We start from the raw sequence: 18,806 nt of genomic DNA, 5'->3' as shown, positions 1-18,806 counted from the left end.
CCTCTTGGGAGACCTCTCATGCACGACGAACGCCGCCGGATCGAGGAGCGCGTAGAGCGCCTCCACACCCAGCGCATCAAGCCCGCGATCCACGCGGCCACCGTCCCCTTCGAGGTCGAGTTCTGGCAGGCCCCGGCGGAGCCGGTGTCCTTCGAGGAGGCCGCGGCCGCGCCGTACGAGCCGTTCGCGATGGGCACCCCGTGGGGGCCGCCGTGGGGCACGACCTGGTTCCGGATGCGCGGACAGGTGCCGGCCTCCTTCGCGGGCCGGCGCGTCGAGGCCGTCATCGACCTCGGCTTCGTGGGGGACTGGCCCGGCAACCAGGCCGAGGCGCTGGTGCACCTGACCGACGGGACGCCGCTGAAGGCCGTCAACCCGCTCAACCAGTACGTCCCGATCGCCCACCCGGCCGAGGGCGGCGAGCCGGTCGACTACCTGGTCGAGGCGGCCTCGAACCCGGACATCCTGGCGAACGGCTTCGCGGAACCGACACCGCTCGGCGATGTACTGACGGCAGGCGACCGTCCACTGTATACATTCCGCAGTGCCGACATCGCCGTCCTCGACGAGAACGTCTGGCATCTCGACCTCGACGTCCAGGTACTGCGCGAGCTGATGCTGGAGCTCGGCGAGCACGACCCGCGCCGGCACGAGATCATGCACGCCCTCGACCGGGCCATGGACCTCCTCGACCTGGACGACATCTCCGGCTCGGCGGCCGCCGTGCGCGAGGCCCTGAAGCCGGTGCTGGCCAAGCCCGCGCACGCCAGCGCGCACCGCCTCTCCGGCGTCGGCCACGCGCACATCGACTCGGCCTGGCTGTGGCCGATCCGCGAGACCAAGCGCAAGACCTCCCGCACCTTCTCCAACGTCACGTCCCTGGCCGACGAGTACGAGGAGTTCGTTTTCGCCTGCTCGCAGGCCCAGCAGTACGAGTGGGTGCGCGACACCTACCCGCACGTGTGGGCCCGCATCCAGGAGTCCGTGCGCAAGGGCCAGTGGGCGCCGGTCGGCGGCATGTGGGTGGAGGCCGACGGCAACCTGCCCGGCGGCGAGGCCCTGGCCCGCCAGCTCATCCACGGCAAGCGGTTCTTCATCGAGCACTTCGGCATCGAGACCAAGGGCGTCTGGCTGCCCGACTCCTTCGGCTACACCGCCGCCTACCCGCAGCTCGCCAAGCTCGCCGGCAACGACTGGTTCCTCACCCAGAAGATCTCCTGGAACCAGACCAACAAGTTCCCCCACCACACCTTCTGGTGGGAGGGCATCGACGGCACCCGCATCTTCACCCACTTCCCGCCCATCGACACCTACAACGCCCGCTTCAGTGGCGTGGAGATGTCCCGCGCGGTCCGCAACTACAGCGAGAAGGGCGGCGCCACGCGCTCGCTGGCCCCCTTCGGCTGGGGCGACGGCGGTGGCGGCCCGACCCGCGAGATCATGGAGCGGGCGCGGCGGCTGAGGAACCTGGAGGGCTCCCCGAAGGTCGAGATCGAACATCCCGACGCGTTCTTCGCGAAGGCCCGCGCCGAGTACCCCGACGCCCCGGTCTGGGTCGGCGAGCTCTACCTGGAGCTGCACCGCGCCACCTACACCTCCCAGGCCCGCACCAAGCAGGGCAACCGGCGCAGCGAACACCGGCTGCGCGAGGCCGAGTTGTGGGCGACGACGGCCGCGCTGCACGCGCCGGGCTACGCCTACCCGTACGACAAGCTCGACCGCCTGTGGAAGACGGTCCTTCTGCACCAGTTCCACGACATCCTGCCCGGCTCGTCCATCGCGTGGGTGCACCGCGAGGCGGAGGCCGAATACGCCTGCGTGGCACAGGAGTTGGAGGAGCTGACCGCCGAGGCGGTGGCCGCGCTCGGCTCCGGCGGAACGCGGGTGTTCAACACGAGCCCCTTCGACCGCGCGGAGGTGGTCCGCACCGCCGGCGGCGCACCGGCCTACGTCGAGGTGCCCGCGAGCGGCAGCGCGCCGCTGACGGACGCCGAGCCGTCGCAGCCGGTGACGGTCGACGGGCGGGTGCTGGACAACGGCCTGGTCCGGGTACAGGTGGCAGAAGACGGCACACTGTCGTCCGTATACGATCTGCGGGCGGACCGCGAAGTCCTCGCCGAGCCCGGCAACCTCCTCCGCCTCCACACCGACCTCCCCAACTGCTGGGACGCCTGGGACATCGACAAGCACTACAAGAACCGCTACACGGACCTCCTGGACGCCGAGTCCGTCACCGTCGTCGAAGAGGATCCGCTCGTCGGCGCGATCCGCGTCACGCGCTCCTTCGGCAAGGGCTCGCAGATCACCCAGACGATCACCGTCCGCGCGGGCAGTCCCCGCATCGACATCGAGACGGACATCGACTGGCACGAGGCCGAGAAGATCCTCAAGGCCGCCTTCCCGGTGGACATCCGCGCCCCGCACTCCTCGGCCGAGATCCAGTTCGGCCACGTCCAGCGCCCCACCCACACCAACACCAGCTGGGAGGCGGCCCGCTTCGAGGTCTCCGGCCACCGCTGGGTGCACATCGGCGAGCCCGGCTACGGCGTCGCGGTCCTCAACGACTCGACGTACGGGCACGACGTCTCCCGCACGGTCCGCGAGGACGGCGGTACGACCACCACCGTCCGCCTGAGCCTGGTGCGCGCCCCGCGCGTCCCGGACCCGGGCGCCGACCAGGGCAGGCACCGCTTCACCTACTCCCTGCTGCCCGGCGCGGACATCGCGGACGCGGTCGCCGAGGGCTACGCGCTGAACCTCCCGCTGCGGGTGACCCGGGCGGCGGGCGCGCCCGAGCCGGTGGTCTCGGTGGACGGCGAGGGGGTGACCGTCGAGGCGGTCAAGCTCGCCGACGACCGCTCCGGCGACGTCGTCGTACGGCTCTACGAGTCCCGGGGCGGCCGGGCCGGCGGTGTGCTGCGCGCCGGATTCCTCCTCGCCGGCGCCCAGATCACCGATCTGCTGGAACGGCCGCTCCAGGACGCGGACGCGGCGGCCGACGGCACGGTCCGCGTGGCACTGCGGCCCTTCCAGATCCTGACTCTGCGACTGCGGCGCGCCGGGGTGAGCTGACCCGTCGCCGTACAACCCTGGTTCAGCACTTCGGGTCGGCCGGTCGCTCCCCGTGACCGCGACCGACCGACCCGATCCCCCGTGCCCCCGTTGGTGCTTCCCCCGTTGTGCTTCCCCCGTAGTTCCCCCGTTGTTCCGTGTTCCTGATAGGGAGAGCGTCCTGGCCGTCCCCTGATACACCCGGGCGGAAAAAAATCCCCCCGGCCCGGGAGCCGGGGGGATCTCGGTCGTGCCGGTGCCGTGCTCAGCCGGTGAAGCCGGCCGTGATGGAGGTGAACTGCCAGTTGTTCTGGCTGATGCCGGAGCAGTTCTCGGCGACTCCGCCGCCCGGGCAGGGCCGGTCACGGTTGACCGACCAGAAGGCGAGCCGGGCGATGTGGTGGGAGTCGGCCCAGTCACGGATCTGGGTCCAGATCGCCGGGGTGGTGGTCTCCTGCTGGTCGGACAGGCCGTTCATGCCGGAGATGCCGATGTGGGAGTAGGCGGTCGCGTCGTCCCAGCCGAAGGTGGACTTGAGCTTGTTCTTCAGGCCCTCGGCCGCGCCCACTGTGGTGCCGTACATGTCGGAGCCGCCGCCGAAGTCGAACGGCATGATCGTGAAGACGTCGATGCCGGCGCCGAGCGACTGCGCCTGCTCGATGAGCCGGTTGCCGTAGTAGGTCGGGCCGGTGGTCGAGGTGCCGAAGGTGACGATGGTCTTCAGGCCGGGGTTGTCGGCCTTGACCGTCTTCAGGGCGGTGAGGATCCTCGCCTGCACGGCCTCGTTCTCGAACTCGTCCGTGTTCTCGATGTCCATGTCGATCGCCTTGAGCGAGTAGGCGTCGATCACCTTCTGGATCGCCCCGGCGAGCGCGCCGGCGGAGGAGCAGTTGGCGCCGAGCTTGCTGCCCTGCCAGCCGCCGAACGACGGAACGATGTCACCGCCCGCCGAGCGGATCTGGTTGACGGCACTCTGGTCGACACCGCCGGTCAGCGGCCGGCTGCCGTCCCAGGCGGGCGTGCAGCCGCCCGAGTCCAGCACGAACGCCATGGTGAACCACTTGACGCCGGTCGCGCTCATCACCGTGGACGGGTTCGGCGGGTCGCCCCAGCCCTCGTACAGATACGGCGCCGCCTGCTTGAACCCGCTGCCGCCGCCGCTGCCCGCGTCCGTCGTCACGGAGACCGGGGCGGAGGCCGCCGACACGTTCCCGGCCGCGTCCCGCGCCTTCACACTGAAGGTGTACGACGTGCTCGGCGACAGCCCGCCGACCGTGGCGGACGTACCGGAGACGCTGAGGACCTGACTCGATCCGCTGTAGATGTCGTACGCCGTAACGCCCACGTCGTCCGTCGAGGCGTTCCACTTCAGCGACACGCTCGAGGAGGTCTTGCCGGTCGAGGTGAGTCCGCCGGGCGCGGTCGGCGCCTGGGTGTCGCCGCCTCCGCCGCCGCCCGGGCCGTCCAGGCTGATGTCGTCGGCGTCGTACGCACCCTGCGCGTACCAGCCGTGCACATAGATGGTGGCGCTGGTCTGCGAGGCGCCGGTGGTGAAGGAGACGCTGAGCCTGCTGTACGCGGACGGGGACGTCGTCCAGGTGGAGGCGCCGCCGTCCACGCCGAGATAGACGTACGAGCCGCGGACCCAGCCGCCGAGGGTGTACGTCGTGTTCGGCTGGACTGCGACCGTCTGGCTGCACTGCGCGTTGTCGCTGGAGGTCGCCGCGCCCTGCAGGGCCTTGGAGCCGCCGTGCACGGGGGAGGAGACGACCGAGCCGAGGTTGCCGGTGCAGGTCCAGGGGGAGAGGCCGCCCGACTCGAAGCCGGGGTTGGTGAGGAGGTTGGCCGCCTCGGCCGTGCCCGGCAGCGCGACGGCCCCGCCGAGCGCGAGGGCGGCGGAACCGAGCAGAGCGAGGAGCCGGCGTCTGGGACGCCCGGATATGTGGCGCACGCGATCTCCCTGTGGGGACGGGGGTGTTGGGGAGTGCGGAAAGCTGCGCCATCAAAGTTGGTATGGACCAATCCAAGTGTCAAGGAGTCATGCCGGAATTGGTCCATACCGGTGAGTCGAAGCGCGCCCCGAAGGGGCGCGGGGAACTGCGCGAGCAACCACAACGAACCCGCACCCGGCCGACAACCTAAAGCGGCAATACCTCAGCCGCCGAAGCCGCCGAAGCCGCCTGCACAGGCACCGCCACCGCCGGCAGCAACACCTCCGCCTCCTCCACCCGCTGCTGCGGCAGCGACACCGGCCGCAACGGGCGCGGCCCCGACACCACCGTGTAGTCCTGGCCCAGGAACGGCGGCTCGATCACACCGGGGTCCTCGCCCAGCGCCAGCTGCACGGCCGCCCAGGGGACGTTCACCCCGCAGAGCGACAGCTGGTGCAGGCCGCCCGCAGGGCGCGTGTTGACGTCGAGCAGGACCGGGCGGTCACCGAGCATCCGGAACTGGATGTTGGACAGGTAGTGCAGTCCGAAGCCCTCCGCGATCAGCCGGGCCGGCTCCAGCCACTGCTCGTGCAGGGTGAAGCCCCGGCGGCGGCCGTTCTTGGTGCGGCCCACGGCCAGCCGGACGTGGTTGTCCGGCCCGGTCAGGCAGTCCACGGACACCTCCGGCTGCTCCAGGCGCGGCATCACCAGCCAGTCCACCGGCTCCTCGGCCCGCTCCAGCGCCTCGACGACCAGGTCCAGCTGGACGTGGGGCCCGGGAAAGCCGTTCAAGTGCATCAGCGAGAAGGGTGTGCGGGTGATCACACGGAAGCCGACCCCGCCCGCGCCCGCCGCGGGCTTGAAGCACGCCTTGTGTCCGCCCGCCTCCAACTCCTCGACCGCGGCGACCAGTTCGTCCGCCGTGCGCACCCGCCACCACGGCGGCACCGGCACGCCGACCGAGCGGACCGCCTCGTACGCGGTCGCCTTGTCCTCGAACACGGCCAACGCCTCGGGCGTCGGCGCCAGCAGCGCCGTGCCGGCCGCCGCGAACTCGGCGCGGTGCGCCACGATCGCCCTCTGGTGCAGCCGGGGCACGAACACGTCGATTCCGCGCCGCACGCACTGGTCCAGGGCGTACTCGACGTACCCGGCCGGGGACAGGCCCTCCGGCTCCAGGTCGGCGGTGTCGGCGGCGGCCAGCACGGGGGAGTCGGCGTCGCCGTGCGTGGCATGGATCTCGACCGCCCGGTCGCTGGGATTTCTCCGCAGCTGATCCATGAAGAACACGTTCTCCGCGTACGTGCGGTTGAGCCAGACGCGTACGCGAGAGAGCATGCAGGCCGCCTTTCGGGGTTTTCGGGCAGGGCTCAGCGGCCCGTGCCCGGGCAGGAGGAAGGAAGGGACACCAAACGGCCCTGTGCGAAGGGAGGTTAGGGGCGTTGGTGTTGGGGCGATCATACGGCTTTCAAGAGGCCGCGCGTGCAACGCGAGTGTTACGGATTCCCCGGCGCTGTCCGGGAGCGCCGCGCCCGGATCCCCTTGTGTCCGGCCGGTGAATATGTTGTCGTGGTCCCTACGGCATGATCGGAAGGGGTGCGGGGTGGAGTCGACGGCCGGGGCCGGACAGCTGCTGGCCATCAGCGACCTGCACATCAGCTATCCGGAGAACCGCGCGCTGGTCGAGCAGCTGCGCCCCCACACGCCGGACGACTGGCTGATCGTCGCCGGGGACATCGCGGAGACCGTGGAGGACATCCGCTGGACCCTCGCCACGCTCACGGACCGCTTCCGCAAGGTCCTGTGGTCGCCGGGCAACCACGAGCTGTGGACCCACCCGAAGGACACCGTCGACCTGCGCGGCGTCGCCCGCTACGAGCATCTCGTCGCCCTCTGCCGCGACCTGGGCGTGACCACGCCCGAGGACCCTTACCCGGTGTGGCACGGCCCCGGCGGACCGGTCGTCGTCGCCCCGCTGTTCCTGCTGTACGACTACTCGTTCCTGCCGGCCGGCTGTGTCACCAAGGCGCAGGGCCTGGCCTACGCGAAGAGCACCGGCGTCGTCTGCAACGACGAGTACCTGCTGCACCCCGACCCCTACCCGACCCGCGAGGCCTGGTGCCGCGCCCGGGTCGCCGAGACGGCGCGCAGACTGGCCGAGCTGCCCGAGGACCTGCCCACCGTCCTCGCCAACCACTATCCGCTGGACCGGCATCCGATGGACGTGCTGTGGCACCCGGAGTTCGCGATGTGGTGCGGCACCGAGCTCACCGCCGACTGGCACCGCCGCTTCCGCGTCCAGACCATGGTCTACGGTCATCTGCACATCCCGCGGACCACCTGGCACGAGGGCGTCCGCTTCGAAGAGGTGTCCGTGGGATACCCCCGCGAATGGCGCAAGCGTCCGGTACCCCCGGGACGGCTGCGCCGCATCCTGCCGATGGAGGTCGGACCCGGTGATCGAGGAGCTGCTCCCGGAGTCGGTGGTGGCCGTGGAAGCGTACGGTGACGAAGGGGCCCAGGACACTCCGCTGTATCCCGAGGAACAGCAGATCGTGGCGCGGGCGGTGGACAAGCGCCGCCGCGAGTTCACGTCCGTGCGGGTCTGCGCCCGGCGCGCCATGGAGAAGCTCGGCGTGCCACCGCAGCCCGTCCTGACCGGCGAGCGTGGCGCCCCGGTGTGGCCCGAAGGGCTGGCCGGCAGCATGACCCACTGCGACGGCTACCGCGCCGCCGCCCTGGTCCGCGACACGGACCTGGCCTCCCTCGGCATCGACGCCGAACCGCACGGACCGGTGCCGGAGGGTGTCTTCGAGGCCATCTCGCTGCCCGCCGAACAGGACCGGCACCGCGAGCTGTGCGCCGCCCGGCCCGCCGTCCACTGGGACCGGCTGCTGTTCAGCGCCAAGGAGTCCGTCTACAAGGCGTGGTTCCCCCTCACCCGTGCCTGGCTCGACTTCGCCGAGGCCGACATCGAGCTGCTCACCGCACCGGGCCGGGACACCCGCGGACGCTTCCACGCCCGGCTCCTCGTCCCCGGCCCCCTGGTGGGCGGCACCCGCCTGAGCGGGTTCGAGGGCCGCTGGCTGGCCGAGGACGGGCTGGTGCTGACGGCGGTGACCGTCCCGCACCACTGAACGGGCCTGCGGAACGGTCACCGGGTGCCCGCTCACTCCTGCGGGCACCAGTGGCGCACCAGCCGGAAGAACTCCTCCTCGTTGCCCGCCAGTCCCGCCCGCGTCAGGGCCTGTTCCGCCTCGGCGAGCACGGCGGGCGGCACGACCACGGGACGGCCGCCGTCCGGCGCTCTGTCGAAGGCGGCGCGCACGGTGTGCAGCAGCCGGAGGTAGGCCTGTACGGCGGTGCGCTCGCGGTCGGTCAGTACGGCGGTGGGCATCGGTCGGCTCTCCCCGGTTCGGCGTCACGTTCAGGCGCCCTGCGGCGCACGTATCCAGCTTGCCGTCCAGCACTGACAACGCCGTTGCTCTCCCGCCCTCGACACCGATCGAGGGGGCCCGGTCAGCCCTCGTTCAGCCCTGCGGACCCAGGTATCCGAGCGACGCCTCGATGCGGCCCGCCACGTGGTCCCGCTGGACCGGGCCGCGCAGGGCTGAACCGGCCAGCCAGGTACGGCACTTGCTGGCGAGCAGCAGTCCGAACGTCTCGGCCTCGCGCTCCTCGGACTGCTCGAAGCGGGTGCGGGCGGCGACCCGGTGCACCGCCGCCGCGAGCGCGGCCGGGTCGGCGGCCTCGCTCAGCAGCCGCGTGGCGACGCCGACGCCGGCCCCGTCGGCGGGGTGACCGCAGTGCCCGGCCTGCATGTGCCACAGCTCGTGACCGAGGATCACCAACTGGTGGTCCGGCGCGGTGCGTTCCTCGACGACGACCAGGTCGCGGTCGGTCAGGTCCAGCCACAGCCCGCTGGCCGTACCGGGCGGGAAGACCGCCGTACGGAAGTGCACGGGGCGGCCGCGGCGGCGGCTCATCGTCGCGCACAGCGCGCGGTACAGCTCCTGCGGCGGGACCGGTCCGGGCAGGGCGAGTTCCCCGACCAGCTCGGTGCACAGCCGCCGCATGTCCCTGCCGATGCCCACTGTCCTCCCCCGGCTCACGACTCGGGCCGCTTGACGCTCTCCAGGAGCATGTCGAGCCACTCCGCGACCTTGTCCCGGTGCTGGTCCGTGGGCAGTTGTGCGGCCCGCCAGGCGATCCCGCGCACCCCGTGGTCCTGCAGCAGCCGCTCCAGCGGATCGTCCGCGACCGCGGCCGCGGCCCGCTCCCGGTCGGCGAGCTTCTGCAGCAGCTCCTGCTCGGTGCGCTGCAGCGCGCCCGCCAGCGCCTCGGGGTCCTTGGCAGTGAGGAAGCCGGCGTGCACGCGGAAGAACCGCTGCAGCGCGTCGCAGTGCTCCATGGTGGGCCGCCGGTCGCCGTTGATGAGCGCGCCTGCCTGCTGCCGGGACATGCCCGCGCCGTCGGCGATCTCCTGCTGGGTGTACTTGCGGCCGTTCGGTTTCAGCCGGGTGCGGCGCAGCAGGTCCAGGCGCTGCAGGAAGCGCGCCTGGACATCCGGCTCGCCCGCCGGGCGGCCGCTGAGCAGGGCCTTGACCACCGGCTCCGGGACCCCGCAGGCGACGGAGAGCCGCCCGACGTCGAAGACCTCGGAGTGCGGCACACCGAGCCGGTCGGCGAGCCCGGTGACGCGGGCGACGACGGCCGGCAGCTGAGCGGTCTCCGTGGCGCCCGGATCCTCGTAGCCATCCGTCACCGACAGAACTCCTACGTCTCTCGAGGGCTTCAGGTGTGTCCGTGCTTCTCACAGCGGTTGTCGTGAACTTCCCGGAGCGTATCGGGTGCTTCGAACTCACATCCAGGTCTCGCCACAACTGTGGCGAATTTCAGCCGTCAACCGGCGTGGAATGCCACGATAGTTGACATCGCTCTTGTCGGGGCAGCAGGATCGCATCGCCGCGTGAAGGCCGCAGAGGCAAGAGGGGACCCCCCGATGGCACATCAGGCAGGAGGGCAGCGGCCGGCGCCGCGGCTCGTCGCCGCGGGCTGCGAGGCCCAGGCGTATCTCCAGGACTACGCCACGCTGCTGGAGGCCGTCCCCTTCCCGTCCCTGGTCGTCGACCACCGCTGGAACGTGGTCATGGTCAACGGCGCGTTCGAGACGCTCTTCCGCGGCGTGCGCCCCCACCCGACGGCCATGCCCGGGGACAACTTCCTCCGGTTCGTCCTGTTCCACCCGGATGCCGGCGACGTCCTCGGCGAGCACGAGGCGGCCTGGTGCCTGCCGATGCTGGCTCACCTCAGGACCGCCCTGGAGCGCTACGGCCACGACCACGAACTCCAGGCGATCCGCCGGGACGTCGCCCAGGACCCGATCATGGAGGCCGCCTACCGGCAGGGCCTGCCGCACTGGATCCACGCCGTCGGCGAGGCCGCGACGCAGCTCGACGGCGCCGTACGCCTCCTGCTCCACCCCGACCCGCGCCGGGGGCCGACCGAGTGCCGGATCGTCGACGAGACGACCCGCACCCTGGAGGAGATCGGCTGCACGCGCCTGACCATGGTCCTGCGCGACGCCCGCCGCCCGGCCCCGGCCGCCCGCCGCCCGCGCCGACCGCGCGGCACGGGGGCGCATCTGACGGTCGTCCCGGCGCCCGAGGACTGACCCGGCTCCGTCGGCGTTCAGGTCGCCGACGGGGCCGGGCCACCCGTACGCACTCACAGATCCAGCACCAGCCGGGCGCCCCGGCAGCGGGACACGCAGATCATCATCGTGTCGCCCGCTGCCCGCTCCTCCTCGGTGAGGACCGAGTCCCGGTGATCCGGGGCGCCTTCGACCACGTCCGTCTCACAGGTGCCGCACGTGCCCTCGGTGCAGGAGTACAGCACCTCGACCCCCGCGGCCCGGACCGTATCGAGTACGGAGACGTCCGGCGGGACGGTGAGGCTGCGGCCGCTGCGCGCCAGCACCAGTTCGAACTCCCGGTCGTCCGAGCCGTGTCGGGTCTTCGGCCGGAACCGCTCGACCCGCAGCACCCCGGCCGGGCAGCGCTCCTCGACCGCGTCCAGCAAGGGCGCCGGTCCGCAGCAGTAGACCAGGGTGCCGTCGGGGACCTCGTCCAGGACCGGGCCCAGGTCCAGGAGCCCGGTCTCGTCCTGCGGGGCGAGGGTGACCCGGTCGCCGTAGCGGGACAGTTCCCCGGTGAAGGCCAGGGAGCTGCGGCTGCGGCCGCCGTACAGCAGGGACCAGTCGGCGCCCGCGGCCTCGGCCGCCGCGAGCATCGGCAGGATCGGCGTGATGCCGATGCCGCCCGCGACGAAGCGGTAGCGGGGCGCGGGCTCCAGCCGGAAGTGGTTGCGCGGCCCGCGCACCCGTACCTTGTCGCCCTCCCCCAACGCGTCGTGCACGTAGGCGGATCCTCCGCGCCCACCCGGCTCCCGCAGCACCGCGATCCGCCACGCGGAGCGGTCCGCCGGGTCCGAGCACAGTGAGTACTGCCGCTCCAGCTCCGGCCCGAGCAGCAGGTCCACATGGGCGCCGGGCTCCCAGGAGGGCAGCTCCTGCCCGAGCGGATGGCGCAGGGTGAGCGCGAGGACTCCGTCAGCGGAAAACTCCCTTACGGATACGACCAGTTCTGCCTCGTGGACACTCATCGGGACGCCTCCCCTGGCCGGTGTCCTTCCGGATGCCCGAGCATCCACTCCCACATCCGGACCGGATCCTGCGCGCGGTGCTCGGCCCCGCAGTGGCAGGTCCCGTGCAGCAGGTCGGTGCCCGGCAGCCAGTCGATCCGGTAGACCTCGTCGGCGGGCCTGCTCACCGGACCTGCTCCACGGGCTTGGCGCCCTCCTCGACCAGCCGGGTCAGGATGCGCCGGGCGGCCAGGCCGCCGGTGTCGATGTTGATGCTCAGCTCCTGGTAGCCGGTGCGCTCGGTGCCGAGTGTGCGCTGGAGCAGGTTGAGCGCGGTGACGTCCTGCATCACCACGGTGTGGTTGTTGCCCCGCAGGAACGCGGTGACCTCGTCGTCGTCCGTGGCCCAGTCCCGGGAGACCGCCCAGAAGTCGTACACCTTGCCGTCGGACGACGGCGTGATCGCGTAGGTGATCTCGGTGTGGAAGCCGTTCGGGTCGCTGCCGTCCGGCTCGGGCACGACGCCCACCGGGGCGATGCGGCTGTGCAGCAGATACAGGCAGGGCGCGTGGTACTCGATGTCCTGCCAGCGCGTGATGCGGCCCTGGATACCGGTCGAACGGGCGTAGAACGGCGGGCACTCGGCGTCGTCCATGCGCCGGCTGACCCGCACGACGCCCGCGCCCTCGTCGACCTCGGTGGTGATGGGCGTCTCGGCGACCTCCGGGGTGCCGATGTAGCCGCCGTGCAGATAGGTCTCGTGGGAGAGGTCGAGGAGGTTGTCCACGAGCAGGCCGTAGTCGGCGTCGATCGGCTCCATGCCCCGGACCGTCACCCAGCCGGGAGCGTCGAGGTGCCGGGCCCTGGGGATCGTCTGCGGGTCTGCGAGGGCCGGGTCACCGATCCACACCCAGACCAGCGCGTCCTGCTCCACGACCGGATAGGAGGCGACGCGGGCGGTGCGCGGCACGCGTTTCTGGCCGGGTACGTACACGCAGGCGCCGGTGCGGTCGTAGGTGAACCCGTGGTACCCGCACACGATCCGGTCGCCGTCCAGACCGCTCTCGGAGAGCGGGTAGCGGCGGTGGACGCAGCGGTCGTGCAGGGCGACCGGGGTGCCGTCCTGTTCGGCGCGGTAGAACACGAGCGGCTCACCGAGGATCGTCCGGCCGAGCAGTTCGCGTCCGACCTCCTCGCTGTAGGCGGCGACGTACCACTGGTTCCTGGCGAACGCGGTCACGTGAGGCATGGATGCGGCTCCCGTCTGTCGGTGGTGGCGACATCGTCCAAAAGGGCGTCATGGGGCCGCTACACCTCTTCCGTCCGGCGGAAGGGAATCGGTGAACTGCCTGGTCAGAGCGGGCACTCACAAGGCGCGAGGGAGGTCACCGACGCTCGGCCCCGGCGCACGGGGAGGCCGAGCGGTACGCCTTGGCCATCCGCAGCAGAAAGGCCGTCTCGCCCGCGAGATCCCTGCTGCCGGACGAGCTGAGACTCACCCGGTGCCGCGCGGGGGCGGAGCCCTGGAGTTTCGCGTTCCGGGCGCCCTTGACGAGGTCGGCCAGGGCCTCGGCGTCCAGGTCCGCGACCGCGTCCTGCCGCGGTGCCCCGCCGGGTGTCGAGGGCGCGCGGGCCGGGGCGGCATAGTCGGTGAGGGCCAGAATCGCGTCCCTCGTCTCGATGACCCTGCGATAGGAGAGCACGCTGTAGGGGACCTGGGGCCACAGGACCTCCCGGATGCGGTGCCGCGGCTTGGCCAGGGCCACCTGCGGTACGGCGGTGACCAGGTCGTTCCACATCGGCCACAGGCGCCAGGCGACGGCGATGTTCGACAGGGCGCGCCGGAGCACGGAGAAGGTCGGCACCAGGAGGGCCAGGGCGCGCAGCACACCGTGCAGATCCATCAGCAGCGCGAGCCAGGGCAGCGGCCAGCGTCCGCCGGTGGTCACTCGGACGAGACAGCCCAGCCAGTACGCGCCCACCAGGCCCGTACCGAGGCCGAACAGACGCAGGCTCACGGTCAGGGACCGGCTCCCGGAGGTCGTGCCGTAACGCAGGCACAGCAGGACGCAGAGGGCGTTGGCCACCAGATGCGTGCCGATGAGGACGAGCCAGTAGAACGAGGAGGGGGCTGGTGGTCCGGTGGCGGGGACGGCGATGCGCAGATGCGGTGCGGCCGCGAGGTCCAGCGAGAGCAGGACGGCCAGCACGGCGCCGACCGCGAGGGCGAGGGCCGTTCTGAGCCGGCGGACGTCGGCGGTGGCCTGGGCGACGAAGTACAGCACCGCTCCCGCGGACAGCACCCCCAGGACGTTGCGGACCACGGCGACCACGTTCGCCTCGCTGTGCCGGGTGGCCGCGGCGATCACGGACGGCAGGCCGAGCGTCATGGCCGCGGTCGCGGTGGCCACGGCCAGCCACACGGCACGATGGGGTCCCGGGCGCAGGCCGGCCGGGCCGCGCAGCAGTACAGCGATCCACAGCAGCAGCACACTGGGCAGTTCGAGGCCCGTGCCGAGGGCGGCCGCGTCGTGGGTCACGGTGTGTCGTGCGGCCGGTCGACCCCCATGGCCACTTCCAGCCGGCCGAGGACGCCGCCCGGACGCTGAGGGTTGGGGTTGTTGATACGGCTGCCGAGGAGACTGGCGAACAGCTCCGCTTCCTGTTCCTCGTCCGTGGCGTAGTTCGTACGGCGCAGCAGCCGCTGCACCGTGTGCATGTCGAGGTCGGGCAGCAGGGCGCTCCAGCCGGCCGCACCGTCCAGGGCCATCGTGCGGTGGTTGAACAGCAGGTGCCCGATCTCGTGGAGGACGATGTGCTCCTGGTGGAGGGGCGCGGTGCGGCGTTCGTAGAAGATGTGGTCCTCGGCGTCGGTGGCCAGCCACAGCCCGCAGGCACCGTGGGCGGCCGCCTCGGGCGGTAGCGGATGAAGGCGCAACGGTCGTGAGCGGCGGTCGGCAAGGTGGCGGCAGAGGGTCTCGACGGACAGGGCGTGGGGGAGGTCGAGCCGGTCGATCACCGCTTCACAGCGTCGGCGCAGCCTGAGGGATCCGTTCGACATGAGTGTCCGCGTGGGGGGCCTTTCTTCGAGTGGGGGGTCTCTTCGAGGTGGGGGGTCAGGATCTCTGGGCTTCGGGGCGGTCCGGCTGCTCGCCGGTGTCGTGCGCCTCCTCTCCGACCCGGTCCAGGTTCTCCACGCGGCGGGCTTCGTTGACGATGGTGAGCAGGGCGTCCAGGCTCGCGGGGGACAGGCCCTCGGCGCGGAGCGCGAGGCTGCGCACCTTGGCGTCGCGCAGGGCGACGGCGAGCGCCAGCTGTGCGTTGACCCGGCGCGACACCTCGTCGTTGATGAAGTACTCCAGCGGGACGCCGAAGAACGCGGCCAGGACGCCGAGCTGTTCCAGCGTCACATTGCGCTTCCGGCCGGTCGCGAGCTCCCACAGATAGGTCGCCGAGATCGTGCCGCCCGTCGTCTCCCGGATCATCCGGGCGAGCCGGGCATAGCCGGGGCGCCTGCGCTCGTCGGGGTACAGGGCGGTGATCAGACCGCTGAGCCGTTCACCCAGGTCGTGCAGCAGGGGGCGGCTCGTCTCACCGGGCGCTGACTCACCACTGTCCATAGGTCGCCTTTCGAGCAACGAAGCCGTGGCCGTGCGTGGCTCCGGGGCCGGCTGCCGTGTCCGCTGGAGTGGACGGAGCCCACCCGCCTTCAGTGTGGACCGTCTTGGGACAGGCGGTGAGCGTATTCAGGACAACATCAGCTCAGTTGACGTCGTGAATATTTCGTTCGCAAGGGAATGCGGACCCTGCCCCTCGGGGGCGTCGGTCGAGGACGATGACCAGGCAGGAGGCGTCGGCGGTGGCGATCCGTCCTCCGGATCCGCATGCCCCGAAAGCCGCCGCGCCGCAGTGGCCGGAGCAGGGCCGTCCGCTGTGGCGGACACGTTGACGCTCCGCCGTCCGCTGTCTAGCGTCGTTTCCGGCGGGGGCACGGTGTGCAACAGACCTTTCGGTCCCTTCACTTCAGCGGAACCTTTCGGCCCCTTCACTTCAGTGGAAGGAAGAGTCGTGTCGGTGGGCTTAGTTCGAGGGGCGGACAACACGAGCCAGGCTGCGCACCAGGAACGGATGTGCCCGGACGGCCGGTCCGCGCCGACGACGCTGCCGCTCGAGGACCTGCGGCTGGCCGACTCGCCACGGACCACAGGCGTGGACGCGGGACATGTGCACAAGCTCGCCCGGACCGCCACGCCACTGCCACCCGTCCTGGTCCACTGGCCCACGCTCCGCGTCATCGACGGAGTGCACCGGGTGCACGCGGCCCGGCTCCGCGGGGACGACCGGATCGGCGTCCGCTATTTCGAGGGCAGCGCCGAGGACGCCTTCGTCGAGGCGGTACGGCTGAACACGTCCCGTGGGCTGCCGCTGACCCGGGCCGACCGCGCGGCCGCCGTCGAGCGGATACTCGGTACACATCCCCAGTGGTCGGACCGTCTGATCGCCTCGGCGGCCGGGGTGACCGCGGGCACCGTCGCGGCGGTGCGGAAGCGTTCAACTGACCAGGACGAACAGTCGAACACGCGCCGGGGACGCGACGGCAGGCTGCGCCCGGTGGACCCGGCCGAGGGCCGCAGACGGGCCGGGCTGCTGCTGGCCGAACGGCCCGACGCCACGCTGCGGCAGATCGCGGTCGACGCCGGTATCGCCCTGGCCACGGCCCGCGACGTCCGAGAGCGCATACGGCGAGGCGAGGACCCCGTCCCGCGCCGGTTCCGCGGACCCGACGCGGCCACCGACACCAGTGGCCTCGCGCCGCGGACGGCAGCGGAGACCGCGCCCGGGGCCGGGGACGCGGGCATGGACCTGCTCGTGACACAGCTCCGGAAGGATCCCTCGCTGCGGCTGACGGAATCGGGCCGGGCACTGCTGCAGATGCTGAGCGTTCCGCTGCTGCTCCAGGGGGACAAGGCCCAGCAGTTCGTCGAGGCCGTGCCCGGACATCGCACCGCGTCGGTCGTGCAGGCGGCCCGGGGCTGTGCCCAGCGGTTGCTGGAATTCGCCGAGCAGCTGGAGCGCCGTACCTGACCGGCCGGCGCCGCAGCGTCCCGGCTGGCGAGCCGACGAACCACGGCCGCCTCACGGACGGTTGGCGCCCAGGTCCTGCGAGATGGCGCGGGCGCAGGTCCGGAGCGAGGAGATCAGGTGGTCGAGCACCGTCGCGTTCTCGCCAACGCGTGCGGCGACCCCGGTCACGCTCACGGCGGCCACGGTCGCCCGGTGCCGGTCGCGGACCGGTGCGGCGATGGACACCATGCCCTCCCTCAGCGGGTCGGGTGTGCAGGCCCAGCCCTGCTCCCGGGCGGCCCGCAGCAGATCCGGCGCAGTCGCCGCAGCCTCGACCGCCCCGGGGCGGTGGGCCGCCAGCACCGTGCCCAGCGCGGTCCCCTCGACGGGCACCACGCGTCCCGTGTCCAGCACCTGCCGCGTGTCGTCGCACCGGAAGACGTGATGGACGATCAGCACACCCGAAGGGTGCGGCACACCCACGTGCACCGCCTCCCCCGTGGCCCGGGCCAGGTCGTCGGCCCAGGCCAGGGCCCGCGCGCGTAACTCGTGCGTACGGAGACAACCGCCGCCGAGGCGCACCAGTTCGGGGCCCAGCCGATAGGTGCCGGACTCCGGGTCGTGCTCGACCAGGCCCTCTTGCCGGAGCGTGTGCAGGATGCCGTGGACGGTGCCCTTCGCAAGCCCGAGGGATGCGGCGGTGTCGGACAGGCCGTACTGGCGCTCACCCGTGGCGAACAGCCGCAGGACCGCCGCGGCACGGGACAGGGACTGGATGGGACCTGGCATGTTGCGGCCTCCTCTGCTCGGACGGGCACCGACGGCACCGCGCGGGTGAGTGTGCCATGCATCAAACCCGCTGAGGAGGGGATGCAACGGACCTCGGGCGGCGCGCAGAGCAAAGAGTTCCCCATAAAAAGCCGTTCGGGTGGCGGTCGCTCCGAAAGGAAAGAAATACGGACTGTGGTGAGTTGAAATCACTTGCTCAGCCGCATCCGCTCCCTGAGGATCGGAGGTGATCCAGTCGTATTCCCTTGCCGGACAGAGTATTGGACCTCCATGCCGCATCCGATGGGTATGCACACCATCAAGAGTCTGAGCGGGATCGTGAGCCAGGACCCGGCTGTCCACCTCAATTGCCGGGTGCATCAGACGCTGGCGCTGGTGGCGGCCAAGACATCCGCAGTCGACCTGCTCTATTACCGTTCCCTTTACGACTCGCACCGCGTATTCGAGCACTGCTACCTCAGGAAGGAATTGCGCTGGTCGTATCCCTATCCCTACACCGAAGGAGACGACCTGCGGAATGTGGGATTCACCATCGAGAACCGGGACCGCGTCGGCCTCGAGGAATTCCTTGAGCTGGTCTCGGAGGGGGTCGCCCGGGACGAACCGGTCTCCTTCTTCGCACCCCGAGCGGAGTTCGAGTACCAGGCCGAGTACCTGGACCGTATGGGGCTGCCCCGGTCGGGATTCCTCCCGCACTCCTTTCTCGCCTGCGGGGTGAACGAACCGGTCACCGAACTGCTCATCAGGGACGATGCCACCGACAACCACGAGTTCACCGACTTCGTCGTGCCGTGGCAGACCGTGCGGGCAGGCTGGGAGGCCGACCCCGAGCAGTGGTTCACCGACATCCTGGTGCTGCGCGGAACAGGCGACGACGCAGTCGGCCCCGGCCACTTCGGCACCGCTTACACGCAGCACATCCTCGGCCTGGAGGACGAGTTCGAGATATACGACCTCCTGCACGACCGGCTCGCCGAGGAACGCGAGGGCTGGGAGATCTTCGCCGCCCCCGGCCTCAACTGCCTCTCCATGCTGGCCGGAGCCCGCATCCAGTTCTGCCGCTTCCTGCGGCACACCCGGCACTCGGACCAGCTGAAGGAAACCTACCGGCGCAACATGAAGTCCCTGTGCGCCGTGCTCGACGAGGCGACCCTCGGCCACGTCGAACCAACGCCCTCCGCGGACGCCCGGATCAAGCGCGGCCTGCACGCCCTCAAACGGCGGGAGACGAACGCGCTCCGGCTGCTCAGGCACGAGGCCGAGACATTCCAGGACGCCGGCGCCGAAGCGGTGCGTTTCCCCGAGCCGTCCACGCACTGAGGAGAACAC

18 protein-coding genes are annotated in these 18,806 nt (G+C 71.2%); 6 read left to right on the top strand and 12 right to left on the bottom strand.

Features of this window, described 5'->3' with window-relative positions; genetic code table 11:
- Positions 1–18: 18 nt before the first annotated feature.
- Positions 19–3,072: an alpha-mannosidase gene (locus AQI88_RS02160; protein ID WP_066990791.1), complete on the top strand. Its 3,054-nt coding sequence runs from the start codon at positions 19–21 to the stop codon at positions 3,070–3,072.
- 244 nt (positions 3,073–3,316) lie between these two features.
- Here AQI88_RS02160 and AQI88_RS02155 read toward each other — a convergent pair whose 3' ends face one another.
- A complete protein-coding gene (locus tag AQI88_RS02155; protein WP_066990788.1) occupies positions 3,317–5,002 on the bottom strand; it encodes a carbohydrate binding domain-containing protein in 1,686 nt (561 codons plus the stop codon).
- Positions 5,003–5,189: 187 nt separating this feature from the next.
- Positions 5,190–6,320 (bottom strand): ATP-grasp domain-containing protein, encoded by a 1,131-nt coding sequence (locus AQI88_RS02150; protein ID WP_066990785.1) that lies wholly within the window; start codon positions 6,318–6,320, stop codon positions 5,190–5,192.
- 265 nt (positions 6,321–6,585) lie between these two features.
- Between AQI88_RS02150 and AQI88_RS02145 the strand changes: the two genes are divergently transcribed.
- Positions 6,586–7,491 carry a metallophosphoesterase family protein gene (locus AQI88_RS02145; RefSeq protein WP_066990782.1) on the top strand — a complete coding sequence of 302 codons (906 nt, stop codon included), beginning with the start codon at positions 6,586–6,588 and terminating at the stop codon, positions 7,489–7,491.
- Positions 7,439–8,119 carry a 4'-phosphopantetheinyl transferase family protein gene (locus AQI88_RS02140; RefSeq protein ID WP_066990779.1) on the top strand — a complete coding sequence of 227 codons (681 nt, stop codon included), beginning with the start codon at positions 7,439–7,441 and terminating at the stop codon, positions 8,117–8,119. Before AQI88_RS02145 ends, AQI88_RS02140 begins: the two co-directional genes overlap by 53 nt.
- 32 nt (positions 8,120–8,151) lie before the next feature.
- On the opposite strand, the gene AQI88_RS02135 is transcribed toward AQI88_RS02140, so the two are convergent.
- From AQI88_RS02135 to AQI88_RS02125, 3 genes are all read right to left on the bottom strand, one after another.
- Positions 8,152–8,379, bottom strand: a complete 228-nt coding sequence (locus AQI88_RS02135; RefSeq protein WP_066990776.1) for a hypothetical protein — start codon at positions 8,377–8,379, stop codon at positions 8,152–8,154.
- A gap of 133 nt (positions 8,380–8,512) precedes the next feature.
- Positions 8,513–9,058, bottom strand: coding sequence for a toxin-antitoxin system, toxin component (locus AQI88_RS02130; RefSeq protein WP_066991601.1), 546 nt, complete (start codon positions 9,056–9,058; stop codon positions 8,513–8,515).
- A 32-nt stretch (positions 9,059–9,090) separates the two neighbouring features.
- Positions 9,091–9,747: a helix-turn-helix domain-containing protein gene (locus AQI88_RS02125; RefSeq protein ID WP_066990774.1), complete on the bottom strand. Its 657-nt coding sequence runs from the start codon at positions 9,745–9,747 to the stop codon at positions 9,091–9,093.
- A 237-nt stretch (positions 9,748–9,984) separates the two neighbouring features.
- Between AQI88_RS02125 and AQI88_RS02120 the strand changes: the two genes are divergently transcribed.
- Positions 9,985–10,656 carry an MmyB family transcriptional regulator gene (locus AQI88_RS02120; protein ID WP_066990773.1) on the top strand — a complete coding sequence of 224 codons (672 nt, stop codon included), beginning with the start codon at positions 9,985–9,987 and terminating at the stop codon, positions 10,654–10,656.
- 53 nt (positions 10,657–10,709) lie between these two features.
- Here AQI88_RS02120 and AQI88_RS02115 read toward each other — a convergent pair whose 3' ends face one another.
- The 6 genes from AQI88_RS02115 to AQI88_RS02095 all read right to left on the bottom strand — a co-directional run bounded on the left by AQI88_RS02115 (position 10,710) and on the right by AQI88_RS02095 (position 15,244).
- The gene (locus AQI88_RS02115) at positions 10,710–11,645 is read right to left on the bottom strand and encodes a PDR/VanB family oxidoreductase (RefSeq protein ID WP_066990770.1); all 936 of its coding nucleotides are present in this window, start codon (positions 11,643–11,645) and stop codon (positions 10,710–10,712) included.
- Positions 11,642–11,812, bottom strand: coding sequence for a hypothetical protein (locus AQI88_RS46495; RefSeq protein ID WP_167357437.1), 171 nt, complete (start codon positions 11,810–11,812; stop codon positions 11,642–11,644). Before AQI88_RS46495 ends, AQI88_RS02115 begins: the two co-directional genes overlap by 4 nt.
- Complete coding sequence (locus AQI88_RS02110) at positions 11,809–12,873, bottom strand: aromatic ring-hydroxylating oxygenase subunit alpha (protein ID WP_079057354.1); 1,065 nt, start codon at positions 12,871–12,873, stop codon at positions 11,809–11,811. The genes AQI88_RS46495 and AQI88_RS02110 overlap by 4 nt, the downstream gene beginning before the upstream one ends.
- 136 nt (positions 12,874–13,009) lie before the next feature.
- The gene (locus tag AQI88_RS02105; protein WP_066990764.1) at positions 13,010–14,164 is read right to left on the bottom strand and encodes an MAB_1171c family putative transporter; all 1,155 of its coding nucleotides are present in this window, start codon (positions 14,162–14,164) and stop codon (positions 13,010–13,012) included.
- Positions 14,161–14,685 carry a hypothetical protein gene (locus tag AQI88_RS44725; protein WP_066990761.1) on the bottom strand — a complete coding sequence of 175 codons (525 nt, stop codon included), beginning with the start codon at positions 14,683–14,685 and terminating at the stop codon, positions 14,161–14,163. The genes AQI88_RS02105 and AQI88_RS44725 overlap by 4 nt, the downstream gene beginning before the upstream one ends.
- A 55-nt stretch (positions 14,686–14,740) precedes the next feature.
- Positions 14,741–15,244 carry a hypothetical protein gene (locus AQI88_RS02095; RefSeq protein ID WP_208615696.1) on the bottom strand — a complete coding sequence of 168 codons (504 nt, stop codon included), beginning with the start codon at positions 15,242–15,244 and terminating at the stop codon, positions 14,741–14,743.
- A 448-nt stretch (positions 15,245–15,692) separates the two neighbouring features.
- Here AQI88_RS02095 and AQI88_RS45720 point away from each other — a divergent pair, with 448 nt between their 5' ends.
- A complete protein-coding gene (locus tag AQI88_RS45720) occupies positions 15,693–16,709 on the top strand; it encodes a hypothetical protein (RefSeq protein ID WP_159050284.1) in 1,017 nt (338 codons plus the stop codon).
- Between the two features lie 51 nt (positions 16,710–16,760).
- On the opposite strand, the gene AQI88_RS02085 is transcribed toward AQI88_RS45720, so the two are convergent.
- Complete coding sequence (locus AQI88_RS02085) at positions 16,761–17,477, bottom strand: IclR family transcriptional regulator (protein ID WP_066990755.1); 717 nt, start codon at positions 17,475–17,477, stop codon at positions 16,761–16,763.
- A gap of 270 nt (positions 17,478–17,747) precedes the next feature.
- Between AQI88_RS02085 and AQI88_RS02080 the strand changes: the two genes are divergently transcribed.
- Positions 17,748–18,797: a hypothetical protein gene (locus AQI88_RS02080; RefSeq protein ID WP_208615695.1), complete on the top strand. Its 1,050-nt coding sequence runs from the start codon at positions 17,748–17,750 to the stop codon at positions 18,795–18,797.
- Positions 18,798–18,806: the final 9 nt, after the last annotated feature.

The organism is Streptomyces cellostaticus (assembly GCF_001513965.1).
GTDB lineage: Bacteria > Actinomycetota > Actinomycetes > Streptomycetales > Streptomycetaceae > Streptomyces > Streptomyces cellostaticus.
The sequence above is the reverse complement of the archived record's forward strand: the minus strand, read 5'-3'. Positions and strand labels throughout refer to the sequence as shown.